The organism is Nonomuraea sp. NPDC050202 (genome assembly GCF_040656115.1).
In the GTDB taxonomy this organism is placed as follows: Bacteria; Actinomycetota; Actinomycetes; order Streptosporangiales; family Streptosporangiaceae; genus Nonomuraea.
The window spans coordinates 77899-98074 of sequence record NZ_JBFALF010000027.1 but is presented as its reverse complement, the minus strand read 5'-3'; the positions used below and the strand labels follow the sequence as shown (position 1 = coordinate 98074).

Annotated in this window: 18 protein-coding genes; 10 read left to right on the top strand and 8 right to left on the bottom strand. The window is 72.4% G+C overall.

All coding sequences use genetic code 11. The features are described 5' to 3' along the window. The first annotated feature begins 65 nt into the window (after positions 1-65). On the top strand, positions 66-1799 hold the full coding sequence (locus tag AB0I79_RS45360) for an amidohydrolase family protein (RefSeq protein WP_357887123.1): 1734 nt from the start codon (positions 66-68) through the stop codon (positions 1797-1799). A 4-nt stretch (positions 1800-1803) separates the two neighbouring features. Here AB0I79_RS45360 and AB0I79_RS45355 read toward each other — a convergent pair whose 3' ends face one another. Beyond that, positions 1804-2628 carry a hypothetical protein gene (locus AB0I79_RS45355; protein ID WP_357887120.1) on the bottom strand — a complete coding sequence of 275 codons (825 nt, stop codon included), beginning with the start codon at positions 2626-2628 and terminating at the stop codon, positions 1804-1806. Between the two features lie 102 nt (positions 2629-2730). On the opposite strand from AB0I79_RS45355, the gene AB0I79_RS45350 reads away from it, so the two are divergent. Beyond that, positions 2731-3120: a hypothetical protein gene (locus AB0I79_RS45350; protein WP_357887117.1), complete on the top strand. Its 390-nt coding sequence runs from the start codon at positions 2731-2733 to the stop codon at positions 3118-3120. A 32-nt stretch (positions 3121-3152) separates the two neighbouring features. Here the strand turns inward: AB0I79_RS45350 and AB0I79_RS45345 are convergent, their stop codons facing one another. Continuing rightward, entirely contained in the window at positions 3153-3926 is a 774-nt protein-coding gene (locus AB0I79_RS45345; RefSeq protein ID WP_357887114.1) for an RNA polymerase sigma factor SigF, read from the bottom strand. A gap of 311 nt (positions 3927-4237) precedes the next feature. Here AB0I79_RS45345 and AB0I79_RS45340 point away from each other — a divergent pair, with 311 nt between their 5' ends. Further along, complete coding sequence (locus tag AB0I79_RS45340; RefSeq protein ID WP_357887262.1) at positions 4238-5452, top strand: MFS transporter; 1215 nt, start codon at positions 4238-4240, stop codon at positions 5450-5452. 95 nt (positions 5453-5547) lie between these two features. Here the strand turns inward: AB0I79_RS45340 and AB0I79_RS45335 are convergent, their stop codons facing one another. Next, positions 5548-6144, bottom strand: a complete 597-nt coding sequence (locus AB0I79_RS45335; RefSeq protein ID WP_357887111.1) for an NAD(P)H-binding protein — start codon at positions 6142-6144, stop codon at positions 5548-5550. A gap of 98 nt (positions 6145-6242) precedes the next feature. Between AB0I79_RS45335 and AB0I79_RS45330 the strand changes: the two genes are divergently transcribed. The 3 genes from AB0I79_RS45330 (at position 6243) to AB0I79_RS45320 (ending at position 7724) form a co-directional block, all read left to right on the top strand. Continuing rightward, positions 6243-6845: a PadR family transcriptional regulator gene (locus tag AB0I79_RS45330; RefSeq protein ID WP_357887108.1), complete on the top strand. Its 603-nt coding sequence runs from the start codon at positions 6243-6245 to the stop codon at positions 6843-6845. A 121-nt stretch (positions 6846-6966) separates the two neighbouring features. After that, positions 6967-7335, top strand: a complete 369-nt coding sequence (locus AB0I79_RS45325; protein WP_357887105.1) for an SgcJ/EcaC family oxidoreductase — start codon at positions 6967-6969, stop codon at positions 7333-7335. Continuing rightward, complete coding sequence (locus tag AB0I79_RS45320; RefSeq protein ID WP_357887102.1) at positions 7332-7724, top strand: hypothetical protein; 393 nt, start codon at positions 7332-7334, stop codon at positions 7722-7724. Before AB0I79_RS45325 ends, AB0I79_RS45320 begins: the two co-directional genes overlap by 4 nt. Before the next feature lie 23 nt (positions 7725-7747). Here AB0I79_RS45320 and AB0I79_RS45315 read toward each other — a convergent pair whose 3' ends face one another. Further along, complete coding sequence (locus tag AB0I79_RS45315) at positions 7748-9823, bottom strand: FAD-dependent oxidoreductase (protein WP_357887099.1); 2076 nt, start codon at positions 9821-9823, stop codon at positions 7748-7750. A 142-nt stretch (positions 9824-9965) separates the two neighbouring features. Here AB0I79_RS45315 and AB0I79_RS45310 point away from each other — a divergent pair, with 142 nt between their 5' ends. The 4 genes from AB0I79_RS45310 to AB0I79_RS45295 all read left to right on the top strand — a co-directional run bounded on the left by AB0I79_RS45310 (position 9966) and on the right by AB0I79_RS45295 (position 14735). Next, entirely contained in the window at positions 9966-10811 is an 846-nt protein-coding gene (locus AB0I79_RS45310) for a shikimate dehydrogenase (protein ID WP_357887096.1), read from the top strand. Between the two features lie 10 nt (positions 10812-10821). Next, positions 10822-12552, top strand: coding sequence for a TIM barrel protein (locus AB0I79_RS45305; RefSeq protein WP_357887093.1), 1731 nt, complete (start codon positions 10822-10824; stop codon positions 12550-12552). A 90-nt stretch (positions 12553-12642) separates the two neighbouring features. Further along, complete coding sequence (locus tag AB0I79_RS45300) at positions 12643-13953, top strand: MFS transporter (protein WP_357887090.1); 1311 nt, start codon at positions 12643-12645, stop codon at positions 13951-13953. Further along, the gene (locus AB0I79_RS45295) at positions 13950-14735 is read left to right on the top strand and encodes an N-acyl homoserine lactonase family protein (protein ID WP_357887087.1); all 786 of its coding nucleotides are present in this window, start codon (positions 13950-13952) and stop codon (positions 14733-14735) included. The genes AB0I79_RS45300 and AB0I79_RS45295 overlap by 4 nt, the downstream gene beginning before the upstream one ends. On the opposite strand, the gene AB0I79_RS45290 is transcribed toward AB0I79_RS45295, so the two are convergent. The 4 genes from AB0I79_RS45290 to AB0I79_RS45275 are packed head-to-tail and all read right to left on the bottom strand — an operon-like array spanning position 14725 to position 20176. Continuing rightward, positions 14725-16791, bottom strand: coding sequence for a PQQ-binding-like beta-propeller repeat protein (locus tag AB0I79_RS45290; protein WP_357887084.1), 2067 nt, complete (start codon positions 16789-16791; stop codon positions 14725-14727). The two genes, AB0I79_RS45295 and AB0I79_RS45290, sit on opposite strands and share 11 nt — an antisense overlap. Positions 16792-16806: 15 nt before the next feature. After that, a complete protein-coding gene (locus AB0I79_RS45285; protein WP_357887081.1) occupies positions 16807-17508 on the bottom strand; it encodes an ABC transporter ATP-binding protein in 702 nt (233 codons plus the stop codon). After that, positions 17505-19310, bottom strand: coding sequence for a branched-chain amino acid ABC transporter ATP-binding protein/permease (locus AB0I79_RS45280; protein ID WP_357887078.1), 1806 nt, complete (start codon positions 19308-19310; stop codon positions 17505-17507). Before AB0I79_RS45280 ends, AB0I79_RS45285 begins: the two co-directional genes overlap by 4 nt. Then, on the bottom strand, positions 19307-20176 hold the full coding sequence (locus AB0I79_RS45275; RefSeq protein WP_253742260.1) for a branched-chain amino acid ABC transporter permease: 870 nt from the start codon (positions 20174-20176) through the stop codon (positions 19307-19309). The genes AB0I79_RS45280 and AB0I79_RS45275 overlap by 4 nt, the downstream gene beginning before the upstream one ends.

Below are 20176 nucleotides of genomic sequence, written 5' to 3'. Positions count from 1 at the left end.
GGCCGCCTCGCATGTCGTAGGGTGTTCGAACGATCGCTCACCGTACGCGACAGCCGAAGGACGCGATGTTCGACTTGATCATCAAGGGGGGCCGCTGGTTCGACGGCGCGGGAAGCCCGTCCGCGCTGCGCGACCTGGGGGTGCGGGCCGGGCGGGTGGCGGCCGTCTCGGCCGAGCCGCTGCCGCAGGCGGGGTGCCGGCGGGTGCTCGACGCGGGCGGCTGCTGGGTGCTGCCTGGCTTCCTGGACGTGCACACCCACTACGACATCGAGGTGCTGCTGTCCCCGGGGCTGCCGGAGTCCGTACGGCACGGCGTCACCACGGTCGTGCTCGGCAACTGCTCGCTGTCGGCCGTCTACTGCGCCGCCGACGACGCGGCCGACCTGTTCAGCCGGGTCGAGGCGCTGCCGCACGCCGCCGTGCTCGACGCCCTGAAGCGGCACCGGAGCTGGTCGGGCGCCGACGAGTACGTGCGGGCGCTGCTGGCCCGGCCGCTCGGCCCGAACGTGGCCGCCTTCCTCGGCCATTCCGACCTGCGGGCGTACGTCATGGGGCTGGGCCGCGCGGTCGGCGCCGGCCCGGCGTCGGGGCAGGACCTCGACCGGATGACGGCGCTGCTCGACCGCGCCCTGGACGCCGGCTTCCTCGGCCTGTCCACGGTGACCAGCACGCACTGCCGTCTCGGCGGCGAGCGGTTCCGGTCGGCGCGGCTGCCGTCCACGTTCGCGGGCTGGCGCGAGTACCGCGCGCTGCACCGGGTGCTGCGCGCCCGCGGCCGGGTCCTGCAGAGCGCCCCCGGCACCGCCGGGCCGTGGGACAGCCTGCTGTTCTTCCTGGCCAGCGCCGGGCTGCGGGTGCGCCCGCGGCTGAAGACGTCGCTGCTGGCGGCGCTGGACCCCAAGACCGCGCCCGCGCTGCCGGCCGCGCTGGCGCGCGCGACCGCGCCGGCCAACCGGCTGCTGGGGGCGGAGGTGCGCTGGCAGCACCTGCCGGTGCCGTACGAGTTGTACGCCGACGGCATCGATCTGGCGATCTTCGAGGAGTTCGGCGCGACGGCGGCCGCGCTGCACCTGCGGCAGGAGGCCGAGCGGGCGCGGCTGCTGTCGCGGCGGGCGTACCGGCGGTGGTTCCGCCGCGACTACGACAGCCGGTTCCGGCACCTGTACGACGCCGAGATCGTCTCCTGCCCGGACGAGGGGATGGCGGGCCGGTCGTTCGGCGAGGTGGCGCACGCGCGGGGGCGGCACCCGGCCGAGACGTTCCTCGACCTCGTGGTCGCGCACGGGTCGCGGCTGCGCTGGCGCACGACGATCGCCAACCACCGGCCGCACGTGCTGGACCGGCTGGCCGGCGATCCGGCGGTGCACCTGGGGTTCGCCGAGTCGGGGGCGCACCTGCGCAACATGGCCCACTACAACGTGCCGTTGCGGCTGTTGCAGCGGGTGGTGGCCGCGCAGGCGGCCGGCCGGCCGTTCATGACGGCGGAGCAGGCGGTGCACCGGCTGACCGGCGAGCTGGCCGGCTGGTTCGGGCTGCGGGCGGGCACGCTGCGCGCGGGTGACCGGGCGGACGTGGTCGTGGTGGACCCGGCGGGGCTCGACGACCGGCTGGCCGGCTACCACGAGGCGCCCATGCCGGGCTTCGGCGGCGTGCGGCGCATGGTGAACCGCAGCGACGCCGCCGTCAGGGCGGTGTGCGTGGCGGGCGAGCCGGTCTTCGAGCGGGGCGCCTTCGCCGCCGGTTACGGCAGCGCGCGGCGCACCGGCACGTTCCTGGGGGCGGACCGGCGGTGCGCGTGACGCGTCACGGCGTTCCCGGCTCCGTGGGCAGCGGCACGGGCGCGACCGGCTGGGTGCGCGGGCCGGCGAGGTCGTGGGCGGAGCGGCACAGCCAGACGGCCGTCAGCACGCCGGCGGCCGCCGAGAGGCTGTAGAACAGGCTCCCGGTGTCGACGAGCATCCAGGCCAGCGCCATGACCAGCATCGGCAGCACCAGGGACGTGATGCCGTACAGGTAGGTGACGAACGGCCAGCGGTCGTCCCACCGCTGCGCGCGCAGGACCAGCACCGTCCACACCAGCTGGCCCACCGCGCAGAGCAGGGAGAGCATGCCGGGTATGCCCAGCTCGAACTCGTCGGACACCGCGACGGCCGCGCCGCCTCCGAACGCGAGCACCCCGGCGGCCCGTGCCGGGCCCGCGTACTCCAGGCTCTCTCCCAGCACGGGCTGGAACAGCACCACGACCGCGAGCATCAGCAGGGAGTCGAGCACGATCGCCCACCACGGCCAGTCCGGCACGAGGGGGTAGAGCAGCCAGGAGGCCGCGGCCGCGTGCAGCGCCACGCGCAGCCGCCGCTCGTGCGTGGTCAGCTCGGGTGCCTGCCCGGCGCGCGGCCCGCGCAGGCACTCCCACAGCGCGCAGGCCCAGGGCAGGCCGATCAGGATCAGGGTGGCCACGTTGGGCGGGGTCGCCTCGATGGTCTCCTCCACCTCCGCGAACGCCGTGAGCCGCCACAGCGGGGCGACGTCGCCGGTGGTCAGGGCGATGGTGGCGGTGATCAGGAGCGCGGCGGCGTACAGGGCCGTGACGATCAGGGCGGGGACGCCTAATCGGTGATGACGGGGCACGGGACACTTCCTGGGGGGCAAGATCGGATACGAACGCCTCACCCTAGCGAAGCCTGTCACCCGTCCGGTGCCAAGGCTTCCCAGGGTGGCGGCCCGGCACCGGTGCCGCGGCAACCGCCCGGAGTCCCCCCCGCCTGGCAGGTGCGCGCCCCCGGCCGCAGCCCGATCCGCGCCGGCCGCTTGCTGAAGCGGCCGGACCAGTGGTACCAGGCGATCCTCCAGCAGGACGCGCTGATCACGCAGTGGGAGCGGACCCCGCGCGAGGGGCTCGAAGCCGTCGGCGAGGACAGCCAGGCCGCGGCCCGGCTGCGGGAGACGTGGGAGTTCCTGCAGCTCATGCGCGAGGAGATCCCGGTCCTGCTGGAGAAGTGGCAGGCGAGGCTCGCCGCCCTCCGCGCCCAGGGCCAGCGACGCGCCCGCCCGCCGGCGGCGCGGAGGCGGTCAGGGCCATCGGCGCCGATGCCGGCGGGGAGCCAGGTGTTTCACTTGTGAACGTGTGCCGGTGCGGGGCGCCGGCGGCGAGGTCACTCCGACAGGGCGGTGCGCAGCTTGGTGAGGACCGCGCGCAGGATGCGGGAGACGTGCATCTGCGAGATGCCGAACTCCTGGGCGATCTCCGACTGGGTCATGTTCCCGTAGAACCGCATCAGCAGGATGTTCTTCTCGCGCGGCGGCAGGGCGTCGATGAGGGGCTTGACCGCGTGCCTGTCGACCAGCGTGTCGAGCGAGGCGTCCTGGTCGGCCACGAAGTCGCTCAGCTCGGCGGCGTCGTCGTCGCCGCTGCTGACGGGGGCGTCCAGCGACAGCGTGCTGTAGGCGGTGGAGGCTTCCAGGGCGAGCAGGACATCCTCCTCGGAGATGCCCATCTTCTCGGCCAGCTCGGCCACGGTCGGGGAGTGCCCCAGCTTCTGGGTGAGCTCGGCGGTGGCCTTGTTGAGCTCGATGCGCCGCTCCTGGTAGACGCGCGGCACCCGGATGGCCCAGGTGCGGTCGCGGAAGTGCCGCTTGACCTCGCCCATCATGGTGATCATGGCGTATCCCCTGAACTCGTGCCCGAGCTCGGGGTCGTAGCCGTTGACGGCCTTCATCAAGCCGACGTACGCGGCCTGGCGCAGGTCCTCCATGGGTTCGCCTCGGTACCGGTAGCGGCGGGTGACCTCGGTCACCAGCCCTTCGTGCATCTCCACCAGGCGCTCGCGAATGCGGACGGCATGCATCTGCGAGATCTGCGGGTCGGCGAGCTCGGCCAGCAGTTCCTCGGCGGTGCGCTGCTCGAATGCGAGGTTCAGGACAGGCATGTTGCTGCTCCAAAGGTGCCAGCGGCCCTGCCCATGACAGAAAGCCCAGGCAGAGGCACGCTCAGGTGGTTCGCGTGAGACGAAGCCCTCTGCTGGACTTCGAGATCAAAAATGCCCGTAAATTTCGGGTATTCACCTGTTCTTGGTCACGAAAAGGTTACAACCGCCAGGGCTGCGCGCGAGGCCTGTGCCACATCGGCCCGGCGGGCGGGGTTTGACACCGTCCGGCCGCTGTGATCATTTGGACGGATGGGGGAGACGGGGACGACGGTGGCCCGCCGGTCGCGCGAGCGCCCGCCGGGCGGCTCGCCGTGTTAGAGGCGCACGGCCAGGAGCGGCTCTGGACCCGCGGATTCAGCCTGTTCTTCGCGGCTCGCAGCACGTCCCTGCTAGGTGATCACATGCTGCCCGTCGTCATCTCGGCAGCGATGATCCACGGTGGGTACGGCCTCAGCGGGGTCGGCTACGCGCTGGCCGCCCACGTGGCGCCCTTCGCCGTCCTCATGGTCTTCGGCGGCGTCCTGTCGGACCGGTTCGGCGCACGGCGCATGATGATCTTCTCCGACGTCGTGCGCCTGGTCTTCCAGTCGCTGCTCGCCCTGCTCTTCGCCCTGGGCACGCCCGAGCTGTGGCAGGTGCTCGTGCTCCTGGCGCTGGTCGGCGCCGGCGGCGCCACCTTCCAGCCCGGGGTCGCCAGCATCACCCCGCAGATCGCCCGGGACGTGCAGCGGGCCAACGCCACGCTGCGCGTCTCCGAGTCGATCATGAGTGTGGTCGCGCCCTCCCTGGCGGGGGTGCTCCTGGCCGTCTCCGCGCCGTGGACGGTCTTCGCGATCGACGCGGCGACGTTCGCGGTCAGCGGCGCCTGCCTGTTCCTCCTCCGCCTCCCGGCGGCGGGCGGGGCGCGGGCGCAGGGCTCGACCTTCCGGCTGGACCTGGTGGTGGGGTGGCGGGAGTTCAGGTCGAGGACGTGGCTGTGGGGCGTGATCGTGATCTGGTTCGTCTGGCAGGTCACCTCGTCGGGCCCGACGCTGACCCTGGGCCACAGCACGATCATCACCCAGCACGGCGCCTCCGCGCTCGGCCTCATCATGTCCGCCCTGGGCGTGGGGAACCTGCTCGGCGGGCTCGCCGCGATGCGGATCACGCCGGGGCGCCCGCTCCGGGCCGGCGCCGTCGCCCTGACGTGCTGCACCCTCATGCCCCTCGGCGTGGCGCTCGGCTGGCCCCCCGCCGCGCTGGCCGTCTGCTACGCGATCGGCGGCATGGGCATGACCTTCTGGGTGGTCATGTTCCACACGAGCGTGCAGACCCACGTACCCCAGGAGGTCCTCGGCCGGGTGCACGCCTACGACGCCGCCGGCTCGCTCGTCATGAAACCCGTCGGCCAGGCGCTGGCGGGCCCCCTGGCCGTGGTGCTGGGCACGGTGCCGCTGCTGTTCGCGGCCTCGGGCATGGTCCTGGTCGTCGCCGGGCTGCTGCTCGCCGTCCCGGCCATCCGCGATCTCGCGCGCGCCGAACGGTGAAACCTGCACCGTTCCGGACGCTGCGGGACCTCGCCTTCGGTACCGGCCCTCGGTAGGCGGGCACCCGGCGCGGCGCGGGCCGGAAGGCGCAAGCGTCACTTCGGGCCGCAGATGCCCAGGGCCTTGCCGATCAGCGACGGGTCCTCGGCGGTGTCGAGCAGGGCCATCGCGTAGTCGGCGCGTGACAGCTGCATGGCCCCGCCCGTCGCGTTGGCCTCGAAGTCGATGTGCACCCGCCCCGCCCCCGGCTTGCCGGTCAGCATCGTGCCGCGGGCGATGCTCCAGTCGAGACCGCTGACCTGCAGCATGCCCTCGGCCCTGGCCAGGTCGGCGTAGGCCGCGCGGAAGAACAGCCAGGCCAGGGTGACCGGCAGGCGCGGGCGGGTGGCGGGGACCGAGCGGCTGCTCGTCATCACCAGCCGCCGCACGCCGCTCTCGCGCATCGCGTCGATGAGGGTGCGGGCGATCTGGCTGCCGCCGACCGCGGCGATGACGGCGTCCTGGCCGCGCACCGCCGCGCGGACGGCGGCCGGGTCGCAGGCGTCGCCCTGGTGCACGGCGGCCAGGCCGGTGCTGCCGGCGAGAAGCTCGGGACGGCGGGCGAACGCGGTGATCTCGTGCCCGCGCTCGACGCCCTGCGCGAGCACGTGCCGGCCGGTGCGGCCGGTCGAGCCGATGACCAAGATTTTCATGATGATGCCTCCTTCTATATTGCAGTCTGCACTATAGCGGGCTGCTTCGGCGCGCTGTTCTCGGCTATAGTGCGAATTGCACTATGGGAGGGAGAATCATGGCGCGGCGTCCAGACCTGGTCGGCCTGACCGTGCTGGCCATGCTGTCGGTACGTGCCAGCCACCCGTACGAGCTGCACCGCTTCATCGTCGACACGCACAAGGACTACGTGACGGGGCTGCCCAGAAGCCTCTACCACGCGGTCGAGAGGCTGGCGGGCGAGGAGCTGATCGTGCCGGTCGAGACCAGCAGGGAGGGCCGCCGCCCGGAGCGCACGGTCTACGAGATCACCGACGAGGGCCGCCGGGAGCTGGCGACCAGGCTCCGCGCGCTGCTGGAGAACCCCGGGGCCGAGCGCCGCACGTTCACCGCCGCCGTCTCGCTGATGGGCGTCCTGCCGGTGCCTGACGCGCTGCGGGCGCTGCGCAGCAGGGCGGCGTCCATCGAAGGATCACTGGTTTCGATGAACGCCCACCTGAAGGCGCTGAAGGACAGCGGCCTGCCCGACGTCCTGATGATCGAGCTCGACTACGAGCGGGCCCTGAGCGAGAGCGAGCTGGCCTGGCTCGGGAAACTCATCGCCCGGCTGGAGTCGGGCGAGCTCGACTGGCCGAGCACCGTCAGACGGGAACTCCTGGACGAGGTGCTCGGCGAGCCGTGACGTGAAAGCGGCTGCCAGGGTGCGCCAACACCCTGGCAGCCGGACATCCGAGAACAAGGCGCCTGCCCTGCCTGGAGTCGCACACCTCAGGATAGGCGCCCCGACCACGAGGAGTTGCGCCATGTCCGAGATCGCCGAGCTGATGGCCGGCCTCGCCGAGGCCTGGAACCGCGGCGACGCCACCGCCTACGCCGCCGTCTTCACCGAGGACGCCGACTACATCACCTTCGACGGCACCCACACCCGGGGACGGGAGGCCATCGAGTCCACGCACCGGTGGCTCTTCGAGGGCCCGCTGAAGGGCTCCACCATGTCCACGGGCGGCGCCCACACGGTCAAACCGCTGGCCGACGGCGCGGTCCTGATCATCGCCGCCGGCGGCACCACGGCGGACGGCCGGCACCGCGCCTCCACCGTCTCCTTCACCGCCGTCCGCACACCCGAGGGCTGGCGCTTCGCCTCCTTCCAGAACACCCGGGTGGCGTCATGAGGAAGCTGATCACCGAGGTGGCCGGGATCGTCGAGGCGCCCGCCTCCCGGGTGTGGGACGCCCTGGCCGAGGAACTGCTGCCCGGAGGGCGCCGCTCCGGCCGCTTCACCGTCGAGGACGCCCCCGGGCACACCTCCACCGTGGAGGTGGCCGGTCACACCATCTCCATCCAGGGCGGATGGTGGTACCGCGGCGAGTGGAGCGTCGAGCCGCACCCCCAGGGAGCGCTGCTCGTGCACCGGGTGTTCAACGTGGCGCAGTGGATGCGGTGGGCGGTGCCGCTGGCCAACCGGCTGTTCGCAGGGTTCGCGGAGACCACGCGGGAGGGGTTCGCGCAGCTGCTCGCCAACGTGGGCCATCGCGCGCGGGCCGCGACCCGCCCGGCCTGAGGCCGCGACGCAGCGAACAGAGGTCACCGGTGCTGATCGCCTGCCCGCGCGATGGCCTCGGCCACCTCCTCCGCCGCGACGAAGCACCGATGGAGTGAGCCGCCGCTGTCTCCCGCGTCCCCGATCACGTGCACCCCTAGGCGGGGCCGCCGGTCCTCGCAGGCCGCGAGCAGGCCCTCGAACTGCCCGTCGAACTGCCCGGCGGACTGCCCGGCGGACTGGCCGGCGGACTGGCCGGTACGCGGGACGACGCCGTGGGAGACCAGCAGCGGGCCCGACACGGGCAGCCATTCCGAGCGGCCTCCGGAGCGTACGAGCAGGCGATCGGGCTCGATGGCCGAGACCGTGGACTCCAGCAGGACGCGGACCTTCGGGTTCTCCGTGAGCCGCGGCACCATGAGGATCTTCGCGCGGCGGCCGACTTCCGGGGCGAGGCTCGGCTGCGAGCCGATGAGCAGCACCTCCGCCCCTCCGGCGGCCAGGTGGTCGGCCACGGCGACGCCCTCGCGGTCGGCGCCCCACACGACGCAGGAGCGCGGGACGTCCTGGCCGAGGGCGAGCCAGTCGCGCACGTCGAGGACGTGCGGCAGGCGCGCGCCGGGGACGTCGGGCAGGCGGCCGGTGCCGCCGGTGGCCAGCACGATGGCGTCCGCCTCGTGCAGCGCCGGCTCCTCGCGGGTGGCCGGGGTGCCGGTGCGCACCGCCACCCCGAGCCGGTCCAGCTCGGCGGCCCACCACCGCAGCAGGCGGTGATGTTCCGGGTACGCGCGCAGCCGCCCGGCGAGCGCGACCCGCCCGCCGACGTGCTCCTCGCGCTCCAGCACCTGAACGCGCCGCCCCTGCTCGGCCAGCAGCCGCGCCGCTTCGAGACCGGCCGGGCCCGCCCCGATCACCAGCACCGCGCCCGGCCTCGCGGGTGCGACCGGCACCGTGCCCGGCGTCGCGGGTGCGACCGGCATCGTGCCCGGCGTCGTGGGTGCGGCCGGTGGGCTCAGGTGCTCGCGGCCCGCCCGCGGGTTGACCGTGCACGGGATCGGCTCCCCGGTGCCGAGCCGGTCGATGCAGTGGTTGCAGGCGATGCACGGCCGGTAGGGCCCGCCGGTCAGGGCGTGGCGGGGGAAGTCGGGGTCGGCGTGGAGGGCGCGGGCCAGGGAGACGAAGTCGGCCTGCCCGCCCGCCACGACGGCCTCGGCGCTCTCGGGCGTGTTGATCCGGCCGGCGACGCCCACCGGCAGCCCGAGTGCCCGGTAACGCGCGGCGTACGGGGCGAGCAGGCCGGGCTCCCACTCGGCGGGCTGGATGCTCCACTGCCCCGCCTCGTACGAGCCGGCCGAGACGTCGAGGAAGTCCAGCAGGTCCAGGCGGGCGCGCGAGATCAGCTCGAACGTGCGCCGCGCGGTCAGCCCGCCCTCGAACCCCTCGTGCGCGGAGAGCCGCAGGCCGACGGCCACGTCGGGACCGGCCCGCTCGCGGACCGCCTCGACGACCAGGCCGAGGAAGCGGAGGGGGTCGGCGAACTCGTCCGTACGCAGGTTGAACGCGGGGGAGAGGAACTGGTGCACGAGGTACCCGTGCGCCCCGTGGATCGAGATCACGTCCACACCCGCCTCGCGGCAGCGGCGTGCGCCCTGCCCGTAGGCGTCGGCCAGCTCGTACACCTCCGCGGTCGACGCCTCCCGCGGCACCTCGCCACCGGCAGGCAGGCAGGGGACGGGGGAGGGGGCGACCGGCCGGCAGCCGCTGACCGCGCTCTGTGCGGTGCGGCCGCCGTGGTTGAGCTCGACGCCGAGCAGGGCGCCGCCGTCGTGCACGGCCGCCGCCAGCCGGGCGAGTCCGGGGACGCGCGCGTCCGTGTCCACGCCGAGCTGCCGCAGCCGTCCCTTGCCGTCCGCGCGGACGTAGGCGGCCTCGGCGAACACCAGTGCCGCGCCGCCCGCAGCCCGCCGGGCCAGGTACGCGGTGTAGCGGTCGGTGACGGTCCCGTCGGGCTCGCAGTAGTTGCGCTCCATGGGGGCCGCGACGAACCGGTTGCGCAGCCGTACGGGACCCAGGGCCAGGGGACGGCCGACGGCCGGCCCGCCCTCACGCAGCAGTGACAACCGTGCTCCGTCCTAGAGTACGGACTAGATAGTCCACAAGGCTCCACGGGCGGCGTCGTGAAGTCAAGAGTCATGTCTAGCCAGCTAACTCACTAGTACGTACATTAAGAAAACCGCGGCACCTGCTTGAAAGGACGATGTGATGGACTCATTCCTGGTCGGGCTGATCGGCTCGGGCATCGGGCCCTCCTGGAGCCCGCCGTTGCACGAGCAGGAGGCCGTGCACCACGGACTGCACTACGTCTACCGGCTGCTGGACACCGACCGGGTGGGCGGCGAGGTGGGCGAGCTGGTCCGCACGGCGCGCAGGTTCGGCTACGACGGGCTCAACATCACCCACCCCTGCAAGCAGGCCGTCATCCCGCACCTGGACGAGCTGTCACCGGACGCCCGCATGCTCGGCGCGGTCAACACCGTGGTGTTCGACGGCGAGCGGGCCATCGGCCACAACACGGACTGGACGGGCTTCGCCGAGTCGTTCGCGCGGGGCCTGCCGGACGTGCCCACCCGCAGGATCGTGCAGCTCGGCGCCGGAGGCGCGGGAGCCGCGGTCGCGCACGCGCTGCTCACGATGGGCGCCGACCGGATCACCCTGGTCGACGCCGACCCGGCGCGGGCCGCCGCGCTCGCCGGCGAGCTGGCCGCCCGCTTCGGCGCGGGACGGGCCCGCCCCGCGAGCGCGGCCGAGCTGCCCGAGCTGCTGGCCGGGGCCGAGGGGCTGGTGCACGCGACCCCGACCGGCATGGCCCACCATCCGGGCCTGCCGCTGCCCGCCGAGCTGCTCCACCCCGGCCTGTGGGTGGCCGACATCGTCTACCGGCCGCTGGAGACCGAGCTGCTCAAGCAGGCGCGGGCGATCGGCTGCCGGACGCTGGACGGCGGCGGCATGGTCGTCTTCCAGGCCGTGCACGCGTTCAGGCTGTTCACCGGCCGCGAGCCGGACGCCGAGCGGATGTTCGCCCACCTGACCGATCTCATCGCCGTCTGAAGGAGGAACCGTGCGCAAGTCCATCGCCACCGTGTCGGTGAGCGGCACTCTCACGGAGAAGCTGGAGGCGATCGCCGCCGCCGGGTTCGACGGGGTGGAGATCTTCGAGAACGACCTGCTGGCCTGCCCGCTGTCGCCCGAGGAGGTCCGGGCCAGGGCCGCCGACCTCGGCCTGGGCATCGACCTCTACCAGCCCTTCCGCGACTTCGAGGCGGTGCCGGCCGACGTGCTCGCGGGCAACCTGCGCCGGGCCGAGCGCAAGTTCCGGGTGATGGAGCGGCTCGGCGCGGACCTGCTGCTGGTCTGCTCGAACGTCTCGCCGGGCGCGATCGGCGACGACGAGCTGGCCGCCGAGCAGCTCCGGCTGCTGGCCGAGCGGGCCGCCGAGCACGGCGTCCGCATCGCCTACGAGGCGCTGGCCTGGGGCCGGCACGTCAACGAGTACCTGCACGCCTGGCGCATCGTGCGCATGGCCGACCACCCGAACCTGGGCACCTGCCTGGACAGCTTCCACATCCTGTCGCGCGGCTCCGACCCGATCGGCATCGAGGCCATCCCGGGCGAGAAGATCTTCTTCCTGCAGCTCGCCGACGCGCCGCTGCTGGCCATGGACGTGCTGCAGTGGAGCCGCCACTACCGCTGCTTCCCCGGGCAGGGCAACTTCGACCTGGCCGGGCTGACCGCCAGCGTGCTGCGCGCGGGGTACGCGGGGCCGCTGTCGCTGGAGGTGTTCAACGACGTCTTCCGCCAGGCGTCCGCGGAGCGCACCGCGCTGGATGGCATGCGCTCGCTCATCGCGCTGGAGCAGAGCCTGGACGGTGTGAGCCATCCGGCCGTGCCCGCCGGCTTCGCCTTCGCCGAGCTGGCCGACACCGGCACCCTCGGCGGGCTGCTGACCGCGCTCGGCTTCACCCGGACGGGCGTGCACGCGAGCAAGCCGGTCGAGCTGTGGTCGCAGGGGCAGGCCAGGCTCCTGCTCAACGCCCGCGATCAGGTGACGGACCCGGCCCTGGTCGCGATCGGCCTGGACAGCCCCGACCCCGGCGGCGCCGTCAAGCACGCCGGCTCGCTGCTGTCCCCCGTCCTGCCCCGCGAGCGCGCCCCCGAGGACGCCCCGCTGGACGCGATCGCCGCCCCCGACGGCACCGAGATCTTCTTCTGCGACACCGCCTGGCTCGCCGACTTCGGCCCCGGCGCGCCCGCCGAAGGCAGCATCACCCACATCGACCACGTGGCGCTCACCCAGCCGCTGCACTACTTCGACGAGGCCGCCCTGTTCTACCGCAGCGTGCTCGGCCTGCGCCCGCAGGAGAGCCTGGAGCTGCCGGACCCGTACGGCCTGCTGCGCAGCAAGGCCATGTCGGCCCCCGACGGCGCGGTCCGCATGGTGGTGAACATCGCGCAGGTCGGCGCCGGCCAGCACCCCTGGCAGCACCTCGCGCTGGCCTGCGACGACGTCGTGGCGGTGGCGCGCAGGCTCCGGGCCGAGCACCCCGACCTGCTGCTGCCCATCCCGGACAACTACTACGACGACCTGGAGGCCCGCTACGAGGTCGATCCCGAGCTGCGCCACCTCGGCGTGCTCTACGACCGCGACGGGCACGGCGGCGAGTTCCTGCACCTCTACACGGGCACCGCGGGCCGGGTGTTCTTCGAGCTCGTCCAGCGGATCGGCGGGTACCAGGGTTACGGGGCGGGCAACGCCCCCATCCGGCTCGCCGTGCAGCACGCGGGTGCCTGATCCTGCGGCAACACCCTTGTAATGTACGAACCGGTGAGTTAGTTTTCCTGTCACCGCACTACCCCCCGACGTCACCGTGAGGAGCAAATTGTGACGGTGCAGGGCAAACCGCGTAAAGCGGCCGTTGCTGCCTGGATCGGCAGTGCCTTGGAGTATTACGACTTCTTCATCTACGGCACGGCCGCCGCGCTGGTGTTCAACAAGATTTTCTTCCCGTCCTCCTCGCCCGCCACGGGCACGCTGCTCGCGCTGGCCACGTTCGGCGTCGGCTACCTCGCCAGGCCCGTGGGCGCGTTCGTCCTCGGGCACATCGGTGACAAGTTCGGCCGCAAGCGGGTCCTGGTCACCACGCTGCTGATGATGGGCGGCTCCACGTTCCTGGTCGGCTGCCTGCCCACCTACGATCAGGTCGGCCTGCTGGCGCCGATCCTGCTCGTGGTGCTCCGCCTGATGCAGGGCTTCTCCGTCTCGGGCGAGCAGGCCGGCGCCAACTCCATGACGCTGGAGCACGCCCCCGAGGGCCGGCGCGCCTACTACACCAGCTTCACCCTCAACGGCACCCAGGCCGGCCAGATCATCGCCACCGCGATCTTCCTGCCGATCGCGGCCCTGCCCGAGGAGCAGCTGCTGAGCTGGGGCTGGCGGGTGCCGTTCTGGCTGAGCGTCTTCGTGGCCGTGGTCGGCGTCGTCATCCGCCGCACGCTGGAGGAGACCCCCGCGTTCGAGCAGGAGGTCGCCACCAACACCGTGGCGAAGATGCCGCTCGCCGTGCTCTTCCGCGAGCAGTGGCGGGACGTGCTGCGCGTCGTCGTCGCCGCGATCATCGCCTCGGTCAGCACGATCTTCACCGTGCACGCCCTGTCGTACGCGGTCAACACGATGGGCCTGGAGCGCAGCCCGATGTTGTGGGTCGGCGTGCTGGCCAACGTCGCCGCCGTGATCACGATCCCGCTGTGGGGCAAGCTGTCGGACCGGATCGGCCGCAAGCCCGTCTTCATCGGCGGCTCGCTCGGCTGCGCGGTCCTGATGTTCGCCTACCTGTGGTCGATCTCCGCCGGCGACTACTTCCTCATCTTCCTGGCCGGCATCCTGATGTTCGGCGTCGTGCACAGCGCCACCAGCGCCGTGTGGCCCTCCTTCTACGGCGAGATGTTCACCACCCGGGTCCGCCTGTCCGGCATGGCGATCGGCACCCAGATCGGCTTCGCCATCGCCGGGTTCGCGCCCACCGTGGCCACCGCCGTGGCCGGCACCGGCCCCGAGAGCTGGCTCGGCGTCTCGGTCATCACCGCGGTGGTCTGCCTGATCAACGTGGCCGCCGTCGCGACCGCCAGGGAGACGTACCGGGTGCCGACCGACCAGCTCGGGCTCAAGCCGCTTCCCGGCGGGGTGCGGGTGTGAGCACGTACCCCCGTTACACCGTCTACGCCGTGCGCTACGCGCAGCGCGACGCCCGGCGCGGCGAGCACTTCCACGGCTACGAGCCCGGCGGGGAGAGCTCCCACCCCACCTCCTACTACGTCTGGGCGGCCGTCTCCGGCGAGCACACGGTCGTCGTCGACACCGGCATCGCGCCCGAGCGGGCGGCCCGTGTCCAGGGCCTCGACTACCGCTGCTCACCCGTCGAGGCCCTGGCCGAGCTGGGCATCGCCGCCGAGTCGGTCGGCCACGTGGTGCTGACCCACCTGCACTACGACCACACCGGCACCGCCCGCGACTTCCCCCGCGCCCGCTACGTGGTGCAGCAGGCCGAGCTGGACTACTGGACCGGCCCCTGGGCGGAGCGGATCTCCCGCGAGCGCTGGCTGCTCGACGACGGCGACCTCGCCCACCTGACCGCCGCCAGGAAGGACGGGCGGGCGCTCGTGCTGGACGGCGACGCGTCCCTGCTGCCCGGCCTGAGCGTGCACCTGGTCGGCGGGCACACGGCCGGCATGCAGGTGGTGCGCGTCGAGACGGCCCGGGGGCCCGTGGTGCTCGCCTCCGACGCCAGCCACTTCTACGAGAACATCGAGAGCGACCGCCCCTTCCCGATCCTGCACAGCATGACCGGCATGTACGGCGCCTTCGACCGCATCAAGGAGCTGGCCGGCGGCCCCGGGCTCGTGGTCGCCGGCCATGACCCGCTGGTGCTCGAACGTTTCCCGCTCCGCACCCCCGACGTCGCGGTGATCAGCCCGTGACCTCGATCTTGCCCGTGGGCCGCGGGCTGTAGGAGTCGTTGAAGAAGTACTCGCCCGGCTTCGTGAACGTGTACTGGAAGGACTCGCCCGGCTTCAGCCTGACGTCGAACAGGCCCTCGAAGAACTGGGTGGCGCCGTGCACGTGCACGTTGCCGGGCGGGTTGACGAAGGTGACCGTGGTGCCCACCGGCACCCGCAGGTGGGTGGGGGCCATGGCGTTGACCGCCGTGGACTCCACCGTGCCGACCTGCCCGTTGTCGTACACGCGGGCGAGCACGACCGTGTTGTTCACCGTGGCGCCGTCCACCGGCTGGCCGGAGACCGGGCGGCGGACCACCGGCGGGGGCGGGGTGGGCGCGGGGGACACGGTGCCGCCGAGCTTGAAGGCCCACAGGTGGTCGCCGCGCGGCGCCGAGTTGCCGTACGGGATGCCGGTGCCGCCCGCGTAGACCGCGACGTACTGCTCGCCGTCGATCTCGTAGGCGATGGGGCTGCTGCTGACGCCGGCTCCCGTCTGCCAGCGCCACAGCTCGCGCCCGTCGCGCGCGTCCAGGCAGAGCAGGTTGCCGTCGGGCTGGCCGATGAACAGCAGGTCGGAGGCGGTGGTCAGGATGCCGTTGCCGTGGGCCAGCGAGTACGGCAGGTTCCGCTTCCACCGCACCCGGTTCGTCGAGGGGTCCACGGCCACCACGCCGCCGGTCATGTACTCGCCGGGCGGGCGCAGCCCGTTCGACGACTCGGTCAGGGAGTGGGCGGCGGCCACGTAGCCGAAGCCCGTGTAGACCAGGCGGGTGCTGTGGCTGTAGGACTGGTGGTTCCAGTCGGCGCCGCCGCCGTGGCCAGGGATGGTGAGGATCGGCTCGTCCCAGTGCGGCGTGTAGAGCGAGCCGATCGTGTAGTTCGGCACGGCCCGGTGCGGCAGGCCGGGCACCTCGGTGCCCAGCGGCTGCGCCACCGGCCGCTGCTCGGTCCAGCCGCCCTGGCGCGGGAACGGCTGCGTCGGCCACGTCTTCTGCCGGGGCTCCTGCGGCACGGGCAGCTCGTCGATGCCCAGCGGGGCCGAGCCGTCGGCGCGGTCGAGGATGTAGTACATGCCGGTCTTGCTGCCGTACACGACCAGCTTGCGCAGCCGGCCGCGCACGCGGGCGTCCACCAGCACGGGCGCCATGACGTTGTCCATGTCCCAGATGTCGTGGTGGATGGACTGGAAGTGCCACCGGTAGGCGCCGGTCTTCAGGTCCATGGCCACGATCGAGTTGGCGAACAGGTTCTGGCCGCCGCGCTCGGAACCGTCCTGCGAGGACTTGCTGCCCCTGGCGTTGCCGAACGTCCAGTAGACCAGCCCCAGCTCCGCGTCGATCGCGCAGTGCATCCACGGCGTGGCCCCGCCGACCTGCCAGGAGTCGCCCTCCCACGTGCCGCCGCCGATCTCGCCGGGGGCGGCCGTGCCCCAGAAGTGCCACGCCAGGTCGCCCGTCGCGGCGTCGAAGGCGAGCGCGGCGCCGCGCGGGCCGTCGTTGGTGCCGCAGTAGAGCATGCCGTCGTGGTAGGTGACCGCGACCTTCTCCAGGTTGCTGTACCCGTTGTGCTGCCGCTCCCAGACCACCTGCCCCGTGCGCTGGTCCAGGGCGATCAGCCAGTTGTCGTTGGCGCAGGTGTAGACCCGGCCGCCGCCGACCCCGACGCCGCGGCGCGTGACCGCGCCGCGCGTCTGCTCGTACTTCCAGATCGTCGCCCCGGTACGGCCGTCCACCGCGACCACGTTGCCCAGGGCCGACTCGATGAACAGGACGCCGTCCACGGCCACGGCGGTGCTCTGGCTGTTGCCCGCCATCAGCCCGCCCTCGATGTGGTTCACCCACGCCGCCCGCAGCCGCCTGACGTTGCCGCGGTGCAGGCCGCGCAGCGCCGTGTAGTTCTGGTTCGCCAGGTTTCCACCCACCTTGGGGAAGTCGCGATCGGCACGCCGGGTGACCGCGGCGGCGGGGCTCTGACCTGCTCCGGCGAGCGCGACTGCCGCGACGGCGCCCGCGAGTAACTCTCTGCGACGGACCATGGACCATCCTTTCTGTTAAAGGCCGAGATAGATGCGCCGGACCTGCGGGTCGTCGCTCAGCTCCGCCGAGGCGCCGCTGGCGGCGATCTCGCCGTTCTCCATGACCAGGCAGGTGGTGGTGACGTCGAAGGTGAGCTTGGCGTTCTGCTCGACGAGCAGGATGGCCAGTCCGCCCGCGTTGAGCTCCTTCAGCACGCCGGCGATGTCGTTCACCAGCTTCGGCGACAGCCCCATCGACGGCTCGTCCAGCAGCATGACCTTGGGCCGGCACATCATGGCGCGGCCGACGGCCAGCATCTGCTGCTGCCCGCCGGACAGCGCGCCGGCCAGCCGGCCGCGCATCTCGCCCAGCACCGGGAACAGCTCGAACACCTCGTCGATCGGCGTGCGCTTCCAGCTGCTGGTGTACGCGCCGAGCAGCAGGTTCTTCTCCACCGTGAGCCCGGGGAAGACGTGCCTGCCCTCGGGCACATAGCCGATGCCGTGCCGGACCAGCGTGTGCGCGGGCGCGCGCAGCAGGTCGTGCTCGCCGAACCGGATCGTCCTGGCCTGCCGGGGCGCCAGCCCCATGATCGCCTTGAGGGTGGAGGACTTGCCGGCCCCGTTCGCGCCGATGATGCCCAGCGACTGGCCCGGCTCGACGGTGAAGGACACGTCGTGGGCGGCGCGGACGCCGCCGTAGTGCACCGACAGCCCCTCGACGGTCAGGGTGGTCATCGGGTCGCCTCCTCGACAGCGGCCTCGGCGGTCTCCTCGGTGGGTGCGGCCATCGAGTCGCCGAGGTAGGCGGCGACGACGTCCGGGTGCACCGCGACCTCGGCCGGCGGGCCGTCGGCGATCACCTTGCCGCTGGACAGCACGGTGATCCGGTCGCACAGGGACATGACCAGGCCCATGTTGTGCTCGATGATGATCACGGTGACGCCCGAGTCCCTGATCGAGCGGACGATGTCGGCGAGCTGGCGCACCTCTTCCCCGTTGAGCCCGGCGGCGGGCTCGTCGAGCAGCAGCAGGGCCGGGGACATGGCCATGGCGCGGGCCAGCTCGATGCGGCGCTGGATGCCGTAGGGCAGCGAGCGCGGCTCGGCGTCGGCGACCTCGGTGAGCCCGAAGCGTTCGAGCAGCTCCGCGGTGCGCCGGTGCAGCTTCCGCTCGTAGCCCAGCACCTTCCACGGCAGGATCGGATAGCGCCAGATCCAGGTGGTGCGGGTGCGGTCCAGCGCGAGCAGCAGGTTCTCGCGCACGCTGAGATCCTCGAACAGGCGCAGGTTCTGGAACGTGCGGGCCACGCCGAGCAGCGAGAGCCGGTACGGCGCCATCCCGGTCGCCTCCCGCCCGCCCAGGACCACCGATCCCTCGGTGGGGTCGTAGAAGCCGCTGATCACGTTGAACAGCGTCGTCTTGCCGGAGCCGTTCGGGCCGACGATGCCGCGGATCTGGCCGGTGGGCACGGTGAGCGACACCTTGTCCAGCGCCACCAGGCCCTTGAACCGCTTGGTCACCTCCCGGACGTCCAGCGCGACGTCCTCGGCGGAGGCGGGTACGGGGTCGTAGGGCCGGAAGGCGCCCAGCTGGGCCCGCGAGCCGCCGGTCCGCTTGCGCAGCAGCGCCCGGACCTGGCCGGGCAGGCCCGCCAGCCCCTTGGGCGCGAACACCACCACGAGCACCACCACGAGCCCGTAGCCGAGCTGGGCGTAGCCGGACGCGTCCAGCAGCGCCTCCCTGACCAGGGAGAGCCCGACGGCGCCGACGACGCAGCCCAGGATGCTGCTCCGCCCGCCGATGATCACCATGGCGAGCAGCAGGAACATGTTGGCGATGTTGAAGGACTCCGGGGCGACGAAGCGGATCAGCCCCGCGTACAGGACGCCGGCCAGGCCGCCGTACAGGCCGGACAGCACGAACGCGGTCATCCGCAGCAGCGGGATCTCCGCTCCCAGCGCCCCGGCCGCCAGGTCGTCGTCCCGCATCGCGCGCAGGCGGCGGCCCAGCGGCGAGCGGGTGACCAGCAGCGCGAACGCCAGCGCGATCGCGAAGACGATCAGCTCGACGTAGTAGAACAGGTAACCGCTGGACAGGACGATGCCGAACATCGGCGGCACCGGGATGTCGCTGATGCCCTCGGCGCGCCCGGCGATGTGCGCGTTGGTCACCCAGTTCGTGAACGCCAGCGCCAGCCCGAGCGTGACGATGCCGAGATAGTGCGACTGCATGCGCAGCGCCGGGATGCCGACCAGCACGCCGAACACCACGGCGGTGAGGACGGCCAGCACGGAGGCGGTCCAGAAGCCGAAGCCCGCCTCCGTGGTGAGGATGGCCACCGTGTACGCGCCGACGCCGAAGAAGGCGACCTGGGCCAGGTTGATCTGCCCGGCCACACCCATGGTCAGGCCGAGCCCGATGGCCAGGATCGCGAAGATGATCGCGACGTCGGCGACATGGATGGCGTACCCGCCCAGGCCGTAGGGCAGCAGCCAGGCCGCGATCGCGGCGATGGCGATGAGCGCCAGTCGTTTCATGCGCGGTTCACCGTTGCCTCTCCGAAGATGCCGGTGGGGCGGATCATGACGATGACGGCGAAGACCAGGAACGTGACCAGCTCGGAGTACTCCTGGAAGTTGCCCGCGGCGAAGGAGTCGAGCAGGCCGAAGGCCAGGCCGCCGACGATCGCGCCGGGCATGCTGCCGAAGCCGCCGAGCATGGCCGCGGCGAAGCCCTTGATGCCCAGGGTGCCGCCCATGGTCGGGTTCACGTACAGCATGGGGCCGATGAGGCTGCCCGCCAGCGCGGCCAGGCCGGCGCCGATGGCGAAGGCCATGGCGTTGCTGCGGCCGACGTGGATGCCGACCGCGGTGGCGGCCTGGTGGTCCATGGCGACCGCCTGCATGGCCGCGCCCCGCTTCGTGCGCTGCAGGAACAGCGCCAGCAGCCCGGTCGCGGCGGCGGCCACGGCGATCACCAGCAGGCTGTAGGTGGGGATGCGGATCCCGGCCACGTCGATCGGCCCCGTCGCGACCGGGGACGGCACGGCGTGCCCGGTCGCGCCCCAGACCAGGACCGCGCCCGCCTCCAGCACCGCGCCGAAGCCGATGGTGCCGATCAGCATCAGCGTGAAGTCCTTGTTCTCCAGCGGGCGCAGGAACCGCTCGATGACCAGGCCGATCAGCGCGGTGACCGCGATCGCGACCACGACGGCCACCGCGAAGGGCAGCTTGCTGGCCATGTAGAAGGTGGACGCGGCGTACGCGCCGATCATCACGACGCTGCCGTGGGCGAAGTTGACCAGGCCCATGGTGCGGTAGACGATCGAGAAGCCCATCGCCACCAGCGCGTACACCGCTCCGAACGTGACCCCGCCGATCAGGGTCTGAAGGAAGACCTGCAC

Coding starts and splice junctions, on each gene's coding strand:
- AB0I79_RS45310 (WP_357887096.1), top strand. CDS start 9,966: ATGGACTCATTCCTGGTCGGGCTGATCGGCTCGGGCATCGGGCCCTCC.
- AB0I79_RS45325 (WP_357887105.1), top strand. CDS start 6,967: ATGTCCGAGATCGCCGAGCTGATGGCCGGCCTCGCCGAGGCCTGGAAC.
- AB0I79_RS45345 (WP_357887114.1), bottom strand. CDS start 3,926: ATGCCTGTCCTGAACCTCGCATTCGAGCAGCGCACCGCCGAGGAACTG.
- AB0I79_RS45285 (WP_357887081.1), bottom strand. CDS start 17,508: ATGACCACCCTGACCGTCGAGGGGCTGTCGGTGCACTACGGCGGCGTC.
- AB0I79_RS45360 (WP_357887123.1), top strand. CDS start 66: ATGTTCGACTTGATCATCAAGGGGGGCCGCTGGTTCGACGGCGCGGGA.
- AB0I79_RS45335 (WP_357887111.1), bottom strand. CDS start 6,144: ATGAAAATCTTGGTCATCGGCTCGACCGGCCGCACCGGCCGGCACGTG.
- AB0I79_RS45280 (WP_357887078.1), bottom strand. CDS start 19,310: ATGAAACGACTGGCGCTCATCGCCATCGCCGCGATCGCGGCCTGGCTG.
- AB0I79_RS45290 (WP_357887084.1), bottom strand. CDS start 16,791: ATGGTCCGTCGCAGAGAGTTACTCGCGGGCGCCGTCGCGGCAGTCGCG.
- AB0I79_RS45320 (WP_357887102.1), top strand. CDS start 7,332: ATGAGGAAGCTGATCACCGAGGTGGCCGGGATCGTCGAGGCGCCCGCC.
- AB0I79_RS45330 (WP_357887108.1), top strand. CDS start 6,243: ATGGCGCGGCGTCCAGACCTGGTCGGCCTGACCGTGCTGGCCATGCTG.